Origin of the sequence: Streptomyces flavofungini (assembly GCF_030388665.1) — a bacterium.
Lineage (GTDB): Bacteria > Actinomycetota > Actinomycetes > Streptomycetales > Streptomycetaceae > Streptomyces > Streptomyces flavofungini_A.
This window is the reverse complement of sequence record NZ_CP128846.1, coordinates 7,846,707-7,862,670: the sequence shown is the minus strand read 5'-3', so window position 1 is coordinate 7,862,670 and position 15,964 is coordinate 7,846,707. Positions and strand designations below refer to the sequence as shown.

Sequence of the window (15,964 nt, the reverse complement as noted above, 5' to 3'; positions counted from 1 at the left end):
CTCGGGATCAGTCCTCCGGGAGTTCCACCGGCGCGATCTCGTCGTAGAGGTCGCCGGGGCCGGGGTTGGTCGCGTCGGTGGCGCCGCCGAAGTGGTGCATGACGCCCCACACGGCGTTCAGGGCCGTCGTCACGGCGCCCTCGGCCCAGCCGGCCGTCCAGGAGATGTCGTCGCCCGCGAGGAAGATGCCGCGCTTGTCCTCGGGGAGGCGGTCCTGCATGAAGTGCGTGTACAGACGCCGCTGGTAGCGGTAGTGGCCCGGCAGGTTCGCCTTGAACGCGCCCATGAAATAGGGCTCGTTCTCCCAGGACACGGTCACCGGGTTGCCGATGATGTGCTTCCTGATGTCGACCTTCGGGTAGATCTCGCCGAGCGACTTGAGCATGACCTCCATGCGCTCGTTCGCCGACAGCGGCAGCCACTTCAGGCTGTCGTCGCACCAGGTGTAGGAGAGGCAGATGACGGCGGGCTTGTCCGGGCCGTCGTCGAGCAGGTAGGTGCCGCGCGTCATGCGGTCGGTGAGCGTCATCGACATGACGTCCCGGCCGGTCGGATTTCCCCTGTCGTCGACGGCCTTGTCCAGCCAGAAGGGCCGGTCGACGGGCACGAAGAGCTTGCTGGACTCCATGTAGTGGGTCCGCTCCATCGCCGTCCAGTGGTCGATGGGGAACAGCGAGTCGTCGCACTCGATCTTGGAGAGCAGCATCCAGGACTGGGCGGTGAAGATCGCGGCGCGGTAGGTGCGGATGTCGCCGTTCGCGTCGGTGACCGTGACGCGGTTGCCGGCGGTGCGGTGCAGGCGGGTCACGGCGGGCTTGGGCGCGCGGCCGTCGTGCAGCGAGGCGAGGGACGTGCCGAGCGGCCAGTGCACGATCTTCTGCGGCTCGCGCTCCCACAGGCGCAGGGGCAGCTGCTGGCTGCCGCCGACGATGCCGCGGTGGTGGTCGTCGGCCTCGGTGTAGACGACGCGCAGGATCTCCAGGATGGAGTTCGGGAAGTCGGTGTCCCAGCCGCCGGTGCCGAAGCCGACCTGGCCGAAGATCTCGCGGTGCCGGAAGGACTTGAAGGCCTCGGACTCGCAGAGGAAGCCGTAGAAGGTCTGGTTGTCGAGCTTCTCGACGAGCCTCGACCAGATCTCCCGGATCTTGGGCACGTCGCGCTCGCGCAGGGCGCGGTTCATGTCGGAGAAGTCCGCGCCCTCCTCCAGGCAGGCGTTCCAGGCGTGCATCACGTCGCGGTAGACCTGCGGCAGGTCGTCGACGGTGGTGGCGTAGTGCGACTCGCCCTTGAGGTCCACGACCGTCGAGGGGGTCGACTCGGCGAGCGGGTTGGGGAACGCCTTGGTCTGCAGGCCCACCAGGTCGATGTAGTGCTGGAGCGCGGTGGAGGACGGCGGGAACCGCATGGCGCCCATCTCGGCGGTGAGGCCCTCGGTGCCGGTGCCCTCGAAGCCGACGGTGCGCAGCCGTCCGCCGATCTGGTCGGCTTCGTAGACGACGGGCTTGAGGCCCATCTTCATCAGCTCGTACGCGGCCACGATGCCGGAGAGGCCGCCGCCGATGACGGCGACTTCGGCGCCGTGCTCGGTCGCGGGTATCTGGCCGAGGCCCGCGGGATGCGCGAGGAAGTCGTCGTACGCGTAGGGGAAGTCCGGCCCGAACATGGTGATGGGCGGCTGGGCGTCGGTGTGCTGGACGGCGGTGGGCACCGTGGACGTCATGGGGTACGGACTCCTTGCGCGGTACGGAAAAAGGTGGCGCGGGCGGGCTTCGCCCTCGGCGGCCTTGCGGCGCTGCCGGTGCGGTCAGGCCTGGACGAGGGGTCCGTACAGGCCGGGGCGGCGGTCGCTCAGATAGGGGTTGGCCTCGCGGGAGGCGGCGAGGAAGGCGGGGTCGGCGTCGGCGATCACCAGGTCCTCGCCGCGTCCGGCGCGCGTCCGGGCGATCCCGTCGGGACCGGCGAGCGTGGACAGGCCGACGAACTCGAACTCGCCCTCGGGGCCGACGCGGTTGACGTACGCGACGTACATCTGGTTCTCGAAGGCGCGCACCGGCACGACCGACTCGGCGACGAACTGGAAGGGGTGCATCTGCGCGGTCGGCACGACCAGCAGGTCGGTGCCCGCGAGGGCGTGGGCCCGCACGTTCTCGGGGAACTCCACGTCGTAGCAGATCATCAGGCCGATCCGGACGCCGTCGAGGTCGGCCTGGACGACGGTCTGCTCGCCGGGCGTGAAGTGGTCGCGCTCGAAGCAGCCGAAGAGGTGGGTCTTGCGGTAGTTCGCGAGCCGGGCGCCGTCCGCGCCGATGAGCTGGACGGAGTTGAAGACGTGGGTGTCCGCGCGCTCCGGGTAGCCGTAGGCGACGGCGAGGCCGTGGCGTACGGCGATGTCGGCCACGGCGTCCGCCGCGTCGCCGTCGGCGGGCTCGGCGAGGCGGGGCACGTCGTCGCCGATCGCGTACCCGGTCAGGAACATCTCCGGCGTCACGAGCAGCCGGGCTCCGGCCGCCGCGGCCCGCTCCGCCGCCTCGTCGAGGACCTTGAGGTTGGCGGCGACGGAACCGGGACGTCCCGAGCTCTGGAGCAGGGCGGTGCGCAGCGGCGGCATGGCTACCTCGGGGCGTGCGTAGGGAGACGGGCGGGCGTCAGGGGTTCGCAAAGACGGTACGTTCCGCGGCCGTGGCCGGGCAAGGCGCGACCGTTGCACCCCTCTGGGCGATCTGTTGCGCGTGCGGCGGGTGCGGCGGCGATTCGTTGCGTGCCCCGCGGGCGGCGTGTCCGTCTGCGGGCGCACTCCGGGCCGCACTCCCTCCCCCGCGCGGCGGAAGCACAGAGCAGCCCACGGCCGGACGCGTCCGACCCCCCTGCCACGGGATCGTGATCTCACCCGGAAACGCCGGGTGACCAGCCTGAACGAAAGACGGAGGGCTTCCCGTGAGCCGTAACGCCTTCACCCGCAACCGCGCCGTCGCCGTGGGCGCCGCACTCCTGATCACCGCGGGCGCGGCCGGCGTGGCCGTGGCGTCCGGCGAGGACGTGACGCACCCCGGCAAGCGGATCGGCGCGCAGGACGCCGCGCACCCCGCTCCCGCCGCGAAGGACGCGGCCCCGGCCAAGGCGAAGCCGCGTGAGGCGGCCGCGCTCACCGGCTCGGCGAAGCTCTTCCGCAAGACCACGGAGGACGTGACGTTCACATTCGACGCGCACCTGGCCGCCAAGTACAACGACGACCCCAGCAAGGCGACCGGCACGTTCGAGTTCGTGCACCTGGACAAGCCTGGCGGCAAGGGCGGCTGGGCGAAGGGCCGGATCGACTGCCTCGTGACCGGCGGCAAGGTGGCCTCGGTGACCGGCATCATCACCAAGACCAACATCAAGGACATCAAGGGCGGCCGCGTCGGCTTCAGCGTGCACGACAAGGGCCCGGGCAAGCTGGACCGCGCCGGCTACAGCTGGGGCGCCACGGGCGGTCCCACCGGCGACAAGAAGCTGCCGAAGTGCAACAGCGCCGCCCCCTTCGAGGTGGTCAAGAAGGGGACGGGCGACTTCCACGTGGCCCCGTGGAACCCGCCGTACCCCGAGGGCGACTGAGAACCGGCGCGGTGACCCGGACGGGGGTCGGGCCACCGCGCCACCGCGAGCTCCGGCCCCGCCCGGCCACGGACCGGGCGGGGCCGGTCGGCGCACCCGAAGAACTAGGCGGGCGACCCCGAAGAGAACCTCCGCATCAGCGGCGAGAGCACCAGCACGGACTTGGTCCGCTCGACGAACGGCTCCCCCGCGATGCGCTCGAGCACCCGCTCGAAATGCCGCATGTCCGCGGCGAAGACCTGAACGATCGCGTCCGCCTCACCGGTGACGGTGGAGGCGGACGCGATCTCCGGGTACCGCTCGAGCCCCCGCTGGATCGCCTCCGGCGAGGTGTTCCGACGGCAGTAGATCTCGATGAACCCCTCGGTCTCCCAGCCGAGCGCCGCCGGGTCGACCCGCACCGTGAATCCGGTGATCGCTCCGGTGGCCCGCAGCCGGTCCACGCGCCGCTTCACGGCGGGCGCGGACAGGCCGACGAGCTGGCCGATGTCGGCGTAGGAGCGGCGGGCGTCCTCGGCGAGGGCGTGCACGATGCGTTCGTCGAGATCGTTCAGTCGCACAGGGGGTCGTTCACTTTTCTGCGTGTCGCTTCACGCGTGTCACTTCACTGCGGAGGCCTCCGCGTCGAGCGGCTCGGTCTCCAGGCGGGAGCGGCGCATCCCGTACAGGAAGTAGAACACGAGCCCGACGACCATCCAGACACCGAAGACCTTCCAGGTCGCCGCGTCGAGGTTGTACATGTTGTACGCGCAGAAGCCGAAGCCGAGGACCGGGAAGAGCCAGCCGAGCGGCACCCGGAAGGTGCGCGGCATGTCGGGCCGGGTCCGGCGCAGGACGATCACGGCGACGTTGACCAGGCCGAAGGCGAACAGCGTGCCGATGCTGGTGGCGTCGACGAGCTTGCCGAGCGGGATCACGGAGGCGAGCGCGCCGCAGAACAGGGACACCAGGACGGTGTTCACCCTGGGCGTGCCGGTCTTGCCGCTGACCTTGGCGAACGTCTTGGGCACGAGTCCGTCGCGGGACATCGCGAAGAGCACGCGGGTCTGGCCGTAGAGGACGGTCAGGACGACGCTCGCGATGGAGATGACGGCACCGGCGGCGAGGAGCGTGCCCCAGAAGGTCTGGCCGGTCACGTCGTTCATGATCGCGGTCAGCGAGGCCTCGGAGCCCTCGAAGTCCTTCCAGTTCCAGGCGCCGACGGCGACCGCGGCGACCAGGACGTAGAGCGCGGTGACGATGATCAGCGAGAGCATGATCGCGCGGGGCAGGTCGCGCTGCGGGTTCTTGGCCTCCTCACCTGCGGTGGAGGCGGCGTCGAAGCCGATGTAGGAGAAGAACAGGCTCGCTCCGGCCGCGCTGACGCCGGCGACGCCGAGCGGCATGAAGTCGGCGTAGTTGCCGGACTTGAAGCCGGTGAAGCCGACCGCGCAGAACAGCACGAGGGCCGCGATCTTCACGATCACCATGATCGTGTTGGCGCGCGCGGACTCCTTGGCGCCGCCGAGCAGGAACACCATGGCGAGCAGCACGACGATCAGGCCGGGCAGGTTCATGATCGCGCCGTCGACCTCGCCGGGCGCCGCGGACAGCGCGTCCGGGATGGTGACGCCGATGGTGCCGTCGAGCAGCTCGTTCAGGTACTCGCCCCAGCCGACGGCGACGGCCGCGACGGACACGCCGTACTCCAGGACCAGGCACCAGCCACAGACCCAGGCGACGAGTTCGCCCATCGTCGCGTACGCGTACGAGTACGAGGATCCGGCGACCGGGATGGTGCCGGCCAGCTCGGCGTAGGAGAGGGCCGAGAAGAGGGCGGTGAGACCGGCGATCACGAAGGAGATCGTGACGGCGGGGCCCGCCTTCGGGACGCTCTCGCCGAGCACCACGAAGATGCCGGTACCGAGGGTGGCGCCGATGCTGATCATGGTCAGCTGCCACATGCCGAGGGTCCGGCGGAGCGTGCCGCCCTCACCCTGGCCGCCCTCGGCGACCAGGCGGTCCACGGGCTTGCGCCGCGTTATTCGGCTGCCGAGACCGACGTCGCCCTGGGGGCGTGGGCGGGTCTTCGGGGGTGCGCCCTGGTCGAGCACGCGCTGGCTCCTTCATCGCTGCCGGTAGAGGTGGCAGGAAGCCGCGGCAGCCCAGACGCAAAGAACGGGAGCCACCGAGCAGGCAGTCCCCGCCACGCCACGTACAGCGCCCGACTCTACGAGGCGCTGGTTCCCAACCGTAATGCAGCAACGTTGCGCATCGACACAAGATCGTTGCGTGCGACGCGGTGATGCGCCCGATCGTTGCGCCGTCCGTTTCGTCCGTTGCGTCCGCGCCCGGTTTGTCCTTGTTTGATCGGGCGCCCGCGGCGGCGCCCCCGGCGGCCGGAGAACGCGGACGGCCCCCGCGATGAACTCGCGGGGGCCGTCCGGGCGTTGGGGGCGGACTAGCTCCAACTGGCGTGCAGCGGCTTGCCCTCGGCGTAACCGGCGGCGCTCTGGACGCCGACGGTCGCCTTCTCGGCGAACTCCGCGAGGGACGCGGCGCCCGCGTAGGTGCAGGAGGAACGGACGCCCGCGATGATCGAGTCGATCAGGTCCTCGACGCCGGGACGGGTCGGGTCGAGGAACATCCGGGAGGTCGAGATGCCCTCCTCGAAGAGCGCCTTGCGGGCGCGGTCGTACGCCGACTCGTCGGAGGTGCGGTTGCGCACGGCACGCGCGGAGGCCATGCCGAAGGACTCCTTGTAGGCGCGCCCCTGGGCGTCGTGCTGGAGGTCGCCCGGGGACTCGTAGGTGCCCGCGAACCAGGAGCCGATCATGACGTTCGACGCGCCGGCGGCCAGCGCCATGGCGACGTCGCGCGGGTGCCGGACACCGCCGTCGGCCCACACGTGCTTGCCGAACTTCGCGGCCTCGGCGGCGCATTCCAGCACCGCGGAGAACTGCGGGCGGCCCACGCCGGTCATCATGCGCGTGGTGCACATGGCGCCGGGGCCGACGCCGACCTTGATGATGTCGGCGCCCGCCTCGATCAGGTCCCGCACGCCCTCGGCGGCGACGATGTTGCCCGCGACGATCGGCACCTGCGGGTCGAGCGCGCGCACGGCCTTGACCGCGGCGATCATCGACTCCTGGTGGCCGTGCGCGGTGTCCACGACGAGCGTGTCCACGCCCGCGTCGAGGAGCTGCTTGGCCTTGCCCGCCACGTCGCCGTTGATGCCGACGGCGGCGGCGACACGGAGCTTGCCGTTCGCGTCCACGGCCGGCGTGTACAGCGTCGCGCGCAGGGCACCGGTGCGGGTGAGGATGCCCGCGAGGCGGCCGTCCTTGTCGACTGCCGGGGCGTAGCGGCGGTTGGCGCCGTCCAGCTTGTTGAAGGCGTCGCGCGGGTCGATGTCCGCGTCCAGGAGGAGCAGGTCCTTCGACATGACCTCGGACAGCTGGGTGAAGCGGTCGACGCCGCTGAGGTCGGCGTCGGTGACCACGCCGACCGGCTTGTGGTCCGCGTCCACCACGACACCCGCGTCGTGGGCCCGCTTGGGCAGCAGCGCGAGGGCGTCCGCGACGGTCTGCGTGGGGGCGAGGACGATCGGGGTGTCCAGCACGTGGTGGCGCGTCTTCACCCAGGAGATGACCTCGGTGACGACGTCGATCGGGATGTCCTGCGGAATGACGACGAGGCCGCCACGGCGGGCGACGGTCTCGGCCATGCGGCGGCCGGCGATCGCGGTCATGTTGGCGACGACCAGCGGGATCGTGGTGCCCGTGCCGTCCGGCGACGAGAGGTCGACGCCCTGGCGCGAGCCCACGGCGGAGCGCCTCGGCACCATGAAGACGTCGTCGTACGTCAGGTCGTACGGGGGCTGGATGTCATTGAGGAAACGCACGTGCTGCTCATCCCAGTCGATCAGAGGTGGCCCCCGAACAGGACAGCCGGGGGAAAAGCACGTACTTCATTGTCCCATGCCGAAGGGATTGCGCCGCCTGGGACGATCACCCAGACGCCCCCCGGGGCCCTGGTCGGATCCTCCAAGCCGGACACGCTCCGCCTCAGCCCGACAGCGGCCCCACGACGAGGACGACCTCAAGGCCCCGCTCCCGTCCCTGCCAGTACGTGACCGCGTCGGCGAACACCTCCTGCGCGACGGCCCAGTCGCCGGGCGCCGCCTCGGCGTACTCCCACCACCCGGAGACCACGAGCAGCCGCCCCGGGGCGTCGTCCGCCCAGGACAGGTCGGTGAGGCAGTCCGCGAGCGCGTCCCAGTTGCGGCCGAACCAGTCCGGCAGCGTCAGCGCGTCCGCGCACCGGTCCATGAAGGCGCCCTTGTCGTGCACGCCGGTCAGATCGAGCGTGAGCGTGGCCCAGCCGCTGCCGCGGACGGCGTCGAGCACCGACGGGGGCACGGGCCCGCGCTGCTGCCCCGCGCCGTGTCCGTCGGCGCCTCGCGCGCCCGTGCCGTCCACCGCGGCCCGCTCCTCGCCTTCATCCGCCATCACGTCGTCGCCTCCCTCGTCCCGCCCGGTGCGCCCACCACGTCCGCCGCCCTCGTCTCCGTCGTCGTCATCTCAGTACCGCCTTGAACGACGCGTAGTGGTCGTCCGTGTAGTACGTCTCGTGCTCCCGGCCGGTCACGATGCGGCGTGCGCCGCGGTTGCGGGCCCCGGGGGTGGGGACCGTGTATTCGCGGTAGTAGCCGCGTGCGTGCCGGGGCAGTTCGCCCTCGAAGTTGCCGAAGACGCTGCCGTCCTTCTCGTACGGGAAGGGCCCGCCGGCGTCGATGAGGCGCAGCGTCCGGCGTGCCTCGGCGGGGAGGCGGGCGGCTTCGACGGTCTCCATGCCGCGCGCCCAGGCGGGGGTCCGGGCCGCGACGCCCGGACTGCTGCGCCGGTCGGTGGCGCTCTGCCGGTCTGTCGTGCTCTGCCGGTCGGGGGTGTCGTCCCCCTCTGCGCCGCATCCCGTCAGCAGGACCGCGAGGCAGATCAGGAGTGCGCCCAGGAGCGCTCTTCGCAGCTGGCCGGAGGACCGGAAGATCATGGGGCCGATGCTGCCAGCTTCCGCGCACCGGCGCGCGCCGACGTCCGAGCGCCGGTCGGTCACCGCCCCCACCGCCGGGCCGCCCCACCGCTCTGACTGCCCCCGACTGCCCCCGACTGCCCCGGCTGCCCCGTTGTTCCCCCGCCGTCCCCGTCCCCCGGCCCCCCCGGCCGCACCCGCGCACCGCGCGGGCCCGTGCTACTCCCCGTCCGGATCCGCCCGGTCGAGCGCCGGCCGCGGAGCCGAACCGGCGACCAGGAGCTGGTCCGCCGCCGCCGTGTCCGTGACGAGGCTCGTGACGAGGCCGGAGCGGAGCACCGCGTCGATCGCGGCGGCCTTGCGCTGGCCCCCGGCGATCGCGACGACCTCGGGGATGCGGCGCAGCCGGTCCGCCTCGACGGTGATGCAGCGCTCGCCCAGGTCGCGCCCGACCCTGCGGCCCTCGGCGTCGAAGAGGTGCGCCGACATCTCAGCGGCGACGCCGAGCGAGGCGTAGTGCGCGCGCTCCTCGTCGGTGAGCATGTCGTGCACCGTGGAGATGCCGGGCTCCCAGGAGCCGATGGACACCGCCGCGACGGTGACCTTGTCGAAGTACTCGAAGGCCCGCGCGATCCCCGTCTGGTGGCGCAGCGCCGCGGCGGTCGCCGCGTCCGGCAGGAGCATCGGGGCGTAGATCGGGTGGGCGTCGCCACCGGAGACCTGCGCGGCCCGCCGGACCGCCTCCACCGAACCGCGCTCGGCGGTCCCGGCGTCGTACACGCCCGTCAGCTGCACGACCGTGCAGGGCGGCAGGGCGTCGAGCGCCGCCGCCATGTTGATGGTCGAGCGCCCCCAGGCGAGGCCGAGCACGTCGCCCTCGTTGACCAGCTCGCCCAGGAGCCCGGCCGCGACCTCGCCGAGGTTCTCCGGGTCCGGGGATTCGTCGATGTCCTCGGTCGCCGCCGGGGACTCGACGACGACGGCGTGCCGCAGGCCGTAGCGGGCGCGCAGCGCGTCGGAGCGCTCCGCGTCCAGCTCCGCGGGCACGCGGATCTCGATCCGTACGAGATCACGTTCGAGAGCGGTCTCCAGGACCCGCGCCACCTTGAAGCGGCTGACGCCGAACTCCTCGGCGATCTGGATCTTGGACTTGCCCTCGAGATAGAAACGGCGGGCCATGGCCGCCGCCTGCACCAGCTCCGCGGGTCCCATCCGCATGGCTGACCGACCCGCCGACATGGCCGACACGGTGCTCTCCTCACTGCTGTTCACCACATACGTACACCTGGATTCGCTCTTCATCCTTGCAGATCCGGCGTACTTGATCAGCCCTGATGGGCCGCGTTCACGTTCCCGTGGCCAAGCCGTTGGCCAAGCGGCGGCCCCGTCATACCCCGGTCCACGCCTCAGTGGGCGCAGGCCCACCCGGCGGCCCCGGTGGCCTCCTCGGCCTGGGTGCGCAGTGCACGTACCGCCGCTGCCGGGTCGTCCGCCCCGTACACCGCCGATCCGGCGACGAAGACGTCGGCGCCGGCCTCGGCGCAGCGCTCGATGGTGGCGGTGGAGACGCCGCCGTCGACCTGGAGCCACAGTTCGAGTCCGTGCTTGCTGATGAGCTCACGGGTGCGGCGGATCTTGGGGAGCATGATGTCGAGGAAGGCCTGGCCGCCGAAGCCGGGCTCGACGGTCATGATCAGGAGCATGTCCAGCTCCGGCAGCAGGTCCTCGTACGGTTCGATGGGCGTCGCGGGCTTCAGCGCCATGGACGCGCGGGCGCCCTTGGCGCGGATCTCGCGCGCGAGCCGCACGGGCGCCGCGGCCGCCTCGGCGTGGAAGGTGACGGATCCCGCGCCCGCTTCGACGTACTGAGGGGCCCAGCGATCGGGGTCCGCCATCATCAGATGGCAGTCCAAAGGCGTGTCCGTCGCCCGCGCCAAAGACTCTACGACCGGCACCCCCAGGGTCAGGTTCGGTACGAAGTGGTTGTCCATGACGTCGACATGGAGCCAATCTGCGCCCTGAACGGCGCGCGCCTCCTCGGCGAGGCGGGCGAAGTCGGCGGAGAGGATGCTGGGGTTGATCTGCACGGCCATGCCCCAAGACTGCCATGCCCGGCGGCGGTTGCCTGTGCCGGTCCCGCCAAGGCCACCGAGGGGCGCACGCCGGGGGTGAAAGCGACCTCCCCCGGCCCGTGCGCCGCGTGCCATGCTGTCCGTCCACCGCCAGCGCGTGGGACAGCAGGGGGACAACCATGCCCATGTCTCGGTCCGGGACGCGGTCCGACAACGAGCGCCAGGAGCGACGGGGAGTGGCCTGGCTGGTCTGCGGGCCACGCGCCAAGTGGCTGGTCCTGGTGTTCTGGCTGGTCGTCCTGGTGCTCGCGGCGCCGCTTGCCTCGAAGCTCGCCGACCAGCAGGACAACACGGCGTCGTCCTGGGTGCCCCGGTCCGCGGAGTCCACCCGGGTCCTTGACACCTCCGAGGGCTTCCGTCCCGAGACCATGCCGATGGTGATCCTGTTCGCCCGCGAGGACGGCCCGCTGACGGTGCGGGACCGGGCGCGGATCGCGGACGGCGTGAGCGAGGTCAAGCAGCTGCGCTCGCACTTCATCCGCGGCGACGAGACCCGCGGCCCGGCCTTCGACAAGCCGGGCGCCAAGGCGCAGGCGGCGCAGGTCTACGTACCGCTGACGATGGACAACGACCTCTGGAACGACCTGCCGGAGGCCGTCGACGACGTCAAGGACAAGGTGGGCGAGGGCGAGGACGGCCTGGAGGTGTACGTCACCGGGCCCGCAGGCGTCTCCGCCGACCTGTCCGAGGCCTTCGCGGAGATCGACTCGACGCTGCTGCTGACGGCGGGCGCGGTCGTCGTGGTGGCTCTCCTGATCACCTACCGCAGCCCGATCCTGCTCTTCGTCCCGCTGATCTCGGCCCTCGTGTCGCTGTACGCGGCGCAGGCGCTGATCTATCTGCTCGCCGAGCACGCGGACCTGACCGTCAACGGCCAGAGCGCGGGCATCCTCACCGTCCTCGTCTTCGGCGCGGGGACGGACTACGCGCTGCTGCTCGTCGCCCGGTACCGGGAGGAGCTGCGCCGCCACGCGGACCGGCACGAGGCGATGGCCCTCGCCCTGCACCGGGCGGGCCCCGCCGTGCTCGCGTCCGGCGCGACCGTCGTCCTGAGCATGCTGGTGCTGCTCGCCGCCGAGATGAACTCCACCCGCGGGCTCGGCCCCGTCGCGGCGATCGGCGTCGCGGTCGCGGTGCTCGCGATGCTGTCGCTGTTCCCCGCGCTGCTCGTGATCTGCGGCCGCTGGCTGTTCTGGCCGCTGGTCCCGCACGAGGGCAGCGCCGACCCGGCCGAGAAGGGCGTGTGGGCCCGCATGGGGCGCCGGATCGCCGACCGTCCCCGCAAGACCTGGATCGTCACCTCGCTGGCGCTCGCGGCGCTCGCCCTCGGCCTGCTCCAGCTGCGCGCGGCCGGGGTCAGCAACGAGGACTCCTTCATCGACAAGCCGGACTCGGTCACGGGCCAGGACGTGAAGGCCGACTTCTTCCCCGCGGGCAGCGGCGATCCGATGGTCGTCATCGCGAACAAGGCGCAGGCCGACGAGGTCAGCCGCGCCGTCGACAACACCCGCGGTGTGCAGAAGGGAAGCGTCTCGGTGCCCCCGGGCACGAAGGCCGAGCACGACGGCAAGGTGCTCGTCGAGGCGACCCTCACCGATCCGGCCGACGGCAAGGCGGCCAAGGACACCGTGGAGCGGGTCCGGGACGCGGTGCACGCCGTGCCGGACGCGGACGCGCACGTCGGCGGCGGCACGGCCACGCTGCTCGACATGGACAAGGCGACCATCCGCGACGACAAGCTGGTCATTCCGCTCGTCCTGCTGGTGGTGCTGCTCATCCTCGCCGTCCTGCTGCGCGCCGTCGTCGCCCCGCTGCTGCTCATCGCGACGGTGATCCTGTCGTTCGCGGCGGCCCTCGGCATCAGCGCGCTCGTCTTCCGCCACATCTTCGACTTCCCCGGGGAGACCACGGACTTCCCGCTGTTCGTCTTCGTCTTCCTGGTGGCGCTCGGCATCGACTACAACATCTTCCTGTCGACCCGCATCCGCGAGGAGGCGGCCCGCCAGGGCACCCGTCCCGGTGTGCTGACCGGCCTCTCCGCGACCGGGGCGGTCATCACCTCGGCGGGCCTGGTCCTCGCGGGCACCTTCGCCGCCCTCGCCACGATCCCGATGGTGGCGTTCGTCGAGATCGGCTTCGCGGTCGCGCTGGGCGTCCTCCTGGACACCTTCATCGTCCGCTCGGTCCTGGTCACCGCCCTGTTCCTGGACGTGGGCCCGAAGGTGTGGTGGCCCCACGCGCTGGCGCGCGAGGAGGCCCGCCGGTGAGGTTCGGCCGGTCCTGCGGCGTCACCGGAGGTGTCACCGGCGGGCGTTGAGGCGGGCGGCCCGGCGCGTCAGGTGGTCGCGCTCGGCGAGGTTGGACGCCTGGTGGGCGGCCTCGGCGTACAGCCGTGCCGCCGTCGTCAGATCGCCGTCGCGCTCGTGGAGGTACGCGGCCACGGCGGCGTGGCGCGGGACGGTGGCGTCGAGGTCCTTCAGCGCCGTGAGTCCGGCGCGCGGCCCGTCGGCCTCGCCGACGGCCACCGCGCGGTTGAGCCGGACGACGGGGCTGTCGGTCAGGCGGGCGAGTTCGTCGTACCACTCGACGATCTGCACCCAGTCGGTCTCCGCCGCGGTGGGCGCGTCGGCGTGGAGGGCGGCGATGGCCGCCTGGGCCTGGAACTCGCCGAGGCGGTCGCGGGCGAGGGCCGCCTGGAGAATCCCGATGCCCTCGGCGATCGACGCGGTGTGCCAGCGGGAGCGGTCCTGCTCGGCGAGCGGCACCAGGACCCCGTCGGGTGTGGTCCGGGAGGCGCGCCGGGCGTGGTGGAGCAGCATGAGGGCGAGCAGCCCGGCGACCTCGGGGTGGTCGATGGCGGCGGCGAGCTGCCGGGTGAGCCGGATGGCCTCGGCGGCGAGGTCGACGTCGCCGGAGTAGCCCTCGTTGAAGACCAGGTAGAGGACGCGCAGCACGGTGGCGACGTCCCCGGCCCGGTCGAGGCGAGCGCCGGAGACGGTGCGCTTGGCCCGGCTGATTCGCTGCGCCATGGTCGCCTCGGGCACCAGATAGGCCTGGGCGATCTGGCGGGTGGTGAGGCCGCCGACGGCGCGCAGGGTGAGCGCGACGGCGGAGGACGGTGTCAGCGACGGGTGGGCGCACAGGAAGTAGAGCTGGAGCGTGTCGTCCACCGAGGTCGCCGGTCCGGGCGGGGGCTCCTCGTCGACGAGGTCCTCACGGCGGCGGCGGGCGGCCTCGGACCGGGTCGCGTCGAGGAACTTGCGCCAGGCCACGGTGACCAGCCAGCCCTTCGGGTCCCGGGGCTCGTCGTCCGGCCATACGCGGACCGCCTCGACCAGGGCGTCCTGTACGGCGTCCTCGGCCGCCGCGAAGTCTGCTCCGCGGCGGACGAGGATTCCGAGGACGCTCGGCGTGAGGCTCCTGAGCAGGGCCTCGTTCATGGACGGGGTCACTCCGTGACGGTGGGTGACTCGCCCAGGAACGGCCGCAGCTCCAGCCACTCGTGGATCGGCCGCCCGCCCGCGCCCGGTGCCGCCGACAACTCTCCGGCCAGTGCGAGGGCGCGCTCGTAGCTGTCGACGTCGATCACCATCCAACCGGCGATGAGGTCCTTGGTCTCGGCGAACGGGCCGTCGGTGACGGGCGGGCGGCCCTCGCCGTCATACCGGACGAACGTGCCGCCGGGGGCGAGCGCCTGGCTGTCGACGTACTCGCCGGTCTCCTCGAGGCGGGCGGCGAAGTCGTTCATGTACTGGACATGGGCCGTGATCTCCTCCTGCGTCCACTTCTCCATCGGCACGTGGTTCACGGACTCCGGGGCGCCCCGGTAGTGCTTGAGCAACAGGTACTTCGCCATGGCGTTCTCCTCGGTGCTGTGCGACCCATTCTGGTCACGTTCACCCCGGGGACGGAGCCGGTCACGGATTCTCGACATCACCGCCGAAGTTTTTGCCCGCGTCGGCCGACCGGTCGCTACAGGGTGTCGAGCTCGGCGTTCGCCCTGGCGGTGACGTGGGCGAGCGCGCGGGCGGCGATCTCGCGGTCGGCCTCCGGCAGGTCCCCGTACAGCCGCTCGGCCGTCTCGGCCACGGCGTTCGCGAACGCCCGCTGGGCGCGGGCGCCCTTGTCGGTGAGGGAGGGCAGGGAGCCGTCGACCATCCCGGCGTCGGCGATCTCGTCGAGCAGCAGGCGCGCCGCCGGCTCACTGATCTTGAGCTTCGCGGTCATGTAGTCGACGGCACCGGCGCGGTCGAGTCCGTCGGACACGGCCTGGAGCGCCACGGACTGGTGGAAGTTCAGCCCCCGGGCGGCGAGAAGCCGATCCCGTACGGCGGCGACCGCGTGGTACGTGATGCCGATCACCTGGCCGTTGAGGAGGGGAGCGGACGGGGTGGAGGCGGCAGCCATGACGTGGATCTCCTTATGAGCAAAGGGACTTGAGTCTCCGGCCGCCAACCGGAGAGTCCTCCGCTTGGCGTGACGCCACTCTAAGCGGAGCTCCCTCCGGTTTTCAAGGGATAACCGGAGACACCTCCGCTACGTCCGCTACGCTGCTCCGCATGACCGCCCCCGCAGGGCGCGCCCCCACCGAGCGCGCCGACGCCGCCCGCAACCGCCTCCGCATCCTGGACGCCGCCCGGCGCCTGCTCGCGACGGACGGCTTCGCCGAGCTGTCCCTGGACGCGGTGGCCAAGGAGGCCGGGGTCGGGGTCGGCACGGTCTACCGGCGCTTCCACAACCGGGCAGGGCTCGTCTACGCCCTGATCGAGGACAACGAGACCCGCTTCCAGGAGGCGTTCGCGCGCCACTGCGAGACCGGCGCTCCCCCGCCGCCCGACCGGCTGCGCGCCTTCTTGCACGGACTGGCCGAACTCGTCGACGAAAACCGGGAGTTGCTGCTGCTGGCCGAGGCGAGCGCACCGGCGGGGCGCTATCACAGCGCGCCCTTCCGGCGACACCACGAGCAGATCGCCGCCATGGTCGCGGAGCTCGCCCCCGGCGTGGACGCCGCCTATGTGGCGGACCTGCTCCTGATGGCGTACACGCCGGGCCTGTTCGACTTCCAGCGCACGGAACGCGGCTGGGACGTGGACCGCATCAAGGGCGGCCTGGACGTGCTCATCGCGGGCATCGGGGCCGCGGCACGGACCTCACGGACCGGCGGGGCCGACCAGGCCGCCCCGCAGCCGGCCGGGGAACCTTCCGCCCCCGGCCCGACCTGAACCCGCCCC

At 71.8% G+C, this 15,964-nt stretch carries 15 protein-coding genes; 3 read left to right on the top strand and 12 right to left on the bottom strand.

Translation table 11 applies throughout. The features are described from left to right. Window positions 1–7 precede the first annotated feature (7 nt). Both QUY26_RS33860 and QUY26_RS33855 read right to left on the bottom strand, forming a co-directional pair. Complete coding sequence (locus QUY26_RS33860; protein WP_289953535.1) at window positions 8–1,720, bottom strand: flavin monoamine oxidase family protein; 1,713 nt, start codon at window positions 1,718–1,720, stop codon at window positions 8–10. Between the two features lie 84 nt (window positions 1,721–1,804). Further along, window positions 1,805–2,599: a carbon-nitrogen hydrolase family protein gene (locus QUY26_RS33855; RefSeq protein ID WP_289956263.1), complete on the bottom strand. Its 795-nt coding sequence runs from the start codon at window positions 2,597–2,599 to the stop codon at window positions 1,805–1,807. A 335-nt stretch (window positions 2,600–2,934) separates the two neighbouring features. On the opposite strand from QUY26_RS33855, the gene QUY26_RS33850 reads away from it, so the two are divergent. Beyond that, window positions 2,935–3,591, top strand: coding sequence for a Repetin (locus QUY26_RS33850; RefSeq protein WP_289953534.1), 657 nt, complete (start codon window positions 2,935–2,937; stop codon window positions 3,589–3,591). 104 nt (window positions 3,592–3,695) lie between these two features. On the opposite strand, the gene QUY26_RS33845 is transcribed toward QUY26_RS33850, so the two are convergent. The 7 genes from QUY26_RS33845 to rpe form a co-directional block, all read right to left on the bottom strand. Further along, on the bottom strand, window positions 3,696–4,151 hold the full coding sequence (locus QUY26_RS33845; protein WP_030360443.1) for an Lrp/AsnC family transcriptional regulator: 456 nt from the start codon (window positions 4,149–4,151) through the stop codon (window positions 3,696–3,698). 39 nt (window positions 4,152–4,190) lie between these two features. Next, entirely contained in the window at window positions 4,191–5,684 is a 1,494-nt protein-coding gene (locus QUY26_RS33840) for an amino acid permease (protein WP_289953533.1), read from the bottom strand. A 347-nt stretch (window positions 5,685–6,031) separates the two neighbouring features. Next, the gene (locus QUY26_RS33835) at window positions 6,032–7,474 is read right to left on the bottom strand and encodes a GuaB1 family IMP dehydrogenase-related protein (protein ID WP_289953532.1); all 1,443 of its coding nucleotides are present in this window, start codon (window positions 7,472–7,474) and stop codon (window positions 6,032–6,034) included. Window positions 7,475–7,637: 163 nt separating this feature from the next. Then, window positions 7,638–8,081 (bottom strand): barstar family protein, encoded by a 444-nt coding sequence (locus QUY26_RS33830; RefSeq protein ID WP_289953531.1) that lies wholly within the window; start codon window positions 8,079–8,081, stop codon window positions 7,638–7,640. 67 nt (window positions 8,082–8,148) lie between these two features. Continuing rightward, on the bottom strand, window positions 8,149–8,622 hold the full coding sequence (locus tag QUY26_RS33825; RefSeq protein WP_289953530.1) for a ribonuclease domain-containing protein: 474 nt from the start codon (window positions 8,620–8,622) through the stop codon (window positions 8,149–8,151). A 198-nt stretch (window positions 8,623–8,820) separates the two neighbouring features. Beyond that, window positions 8,821–9,873, bottom strand: coding sequence for a sugar-binding transcriptional regulator (locus tag QUY26_RS33820; RefSeq protein ID WP_289956261.1), 1,053 nt, complete (start codon window positions 9,871–9,873; stop codon window positions 8,821–8,823). A 134-nt stretch (window positions 9,874–10,007) separates the two neighbouring features. Beyond that, window positions 10,008–10,694, bottom strand: a complete 687-nt coding sequence (gene rpe / locus QUY26_RS33815; RefSeq protein WP_289953529.1) for a ribulose-phosphate 3-epimerase — start codon at window positions 10,692–10,694, stop codon at window positions 10,008–10,010. Window positions 10,695–10,852: 158 nt separating this feature from the next. Between rpe and QUY26_RS33810 the strand changes: the two genes are divergently transcribed. Further along, window positions 10,853–13,000, top strand: coding sequence for an MMPL family transporter (locus QUY26_RS33810; protein WP_436840447.1), 2,148 nt, complete (start codon window positions 10,853–10,855; stop codon window positions 12,998–13,000). A 33-nt stretch (window positions 13,001–13,033) separates the two neighbouring features. Here the strand turns inward: QUY26_RS33810 and QUY26_RS33805 are convergent, their stop codons facing one another. The 3 genes from QUY26_RS33805 to QUY26_RS33795 form a co-directional block, all read right to left on the bottom strand. Further along, window positions 13,034–14,173, bottom strand: coding sequence for an RNA polymerase sigma factor (locus QUY26_RS33805; protein WP_289953528.1), 1,140 nt, complete (start codon window positions 14,171–14,173; stop codon window positions 13,034–13,036). 8 nt (window positions 14,174–14,181) lie between these two features. Then, on the bottom strand, window positions 14,182–14,589 hold the full coding sequence (locus tag QUY26_RS33800; RefSeq protein ID WP_289953527.1) for a YciI family protein: 408 nt from the start codon (window positions 14,587–14,589) through the stop codon (window positions 14,182–14,184). Window positions 14,590–14,705: 116 nt separating this feature from the next. After that, a complete protein-coding gene (locus QUY26_RS33795; protein ID WP_289953526.1) occupies window positions 14,706–15,140 on the bottom strand; it encodes a hypothetical protein in 435 nt (144 codons plus the stop codon). A gap of 152 nt (window positions 15,141–15,292) precedes the next feature. Here QUY26_RS33795 and QUY26_RS33790 point away from each other — a divergent pair, with 152 nt between their 5' ends. Further along, window positions 15,293–15,955, top strand: coding sequence for a TetR/AcrR family transcriptional regulator (locus QUY26_RS33790; RefSeq protein WP_289953525.1), 663 nt, complete (start codon window positions 15,293–15,295; stop codon window positions 15,953–15,955). The last annotated feature ends 9 nt before the right edge of the window (window positions 15,956–15,964 follow it).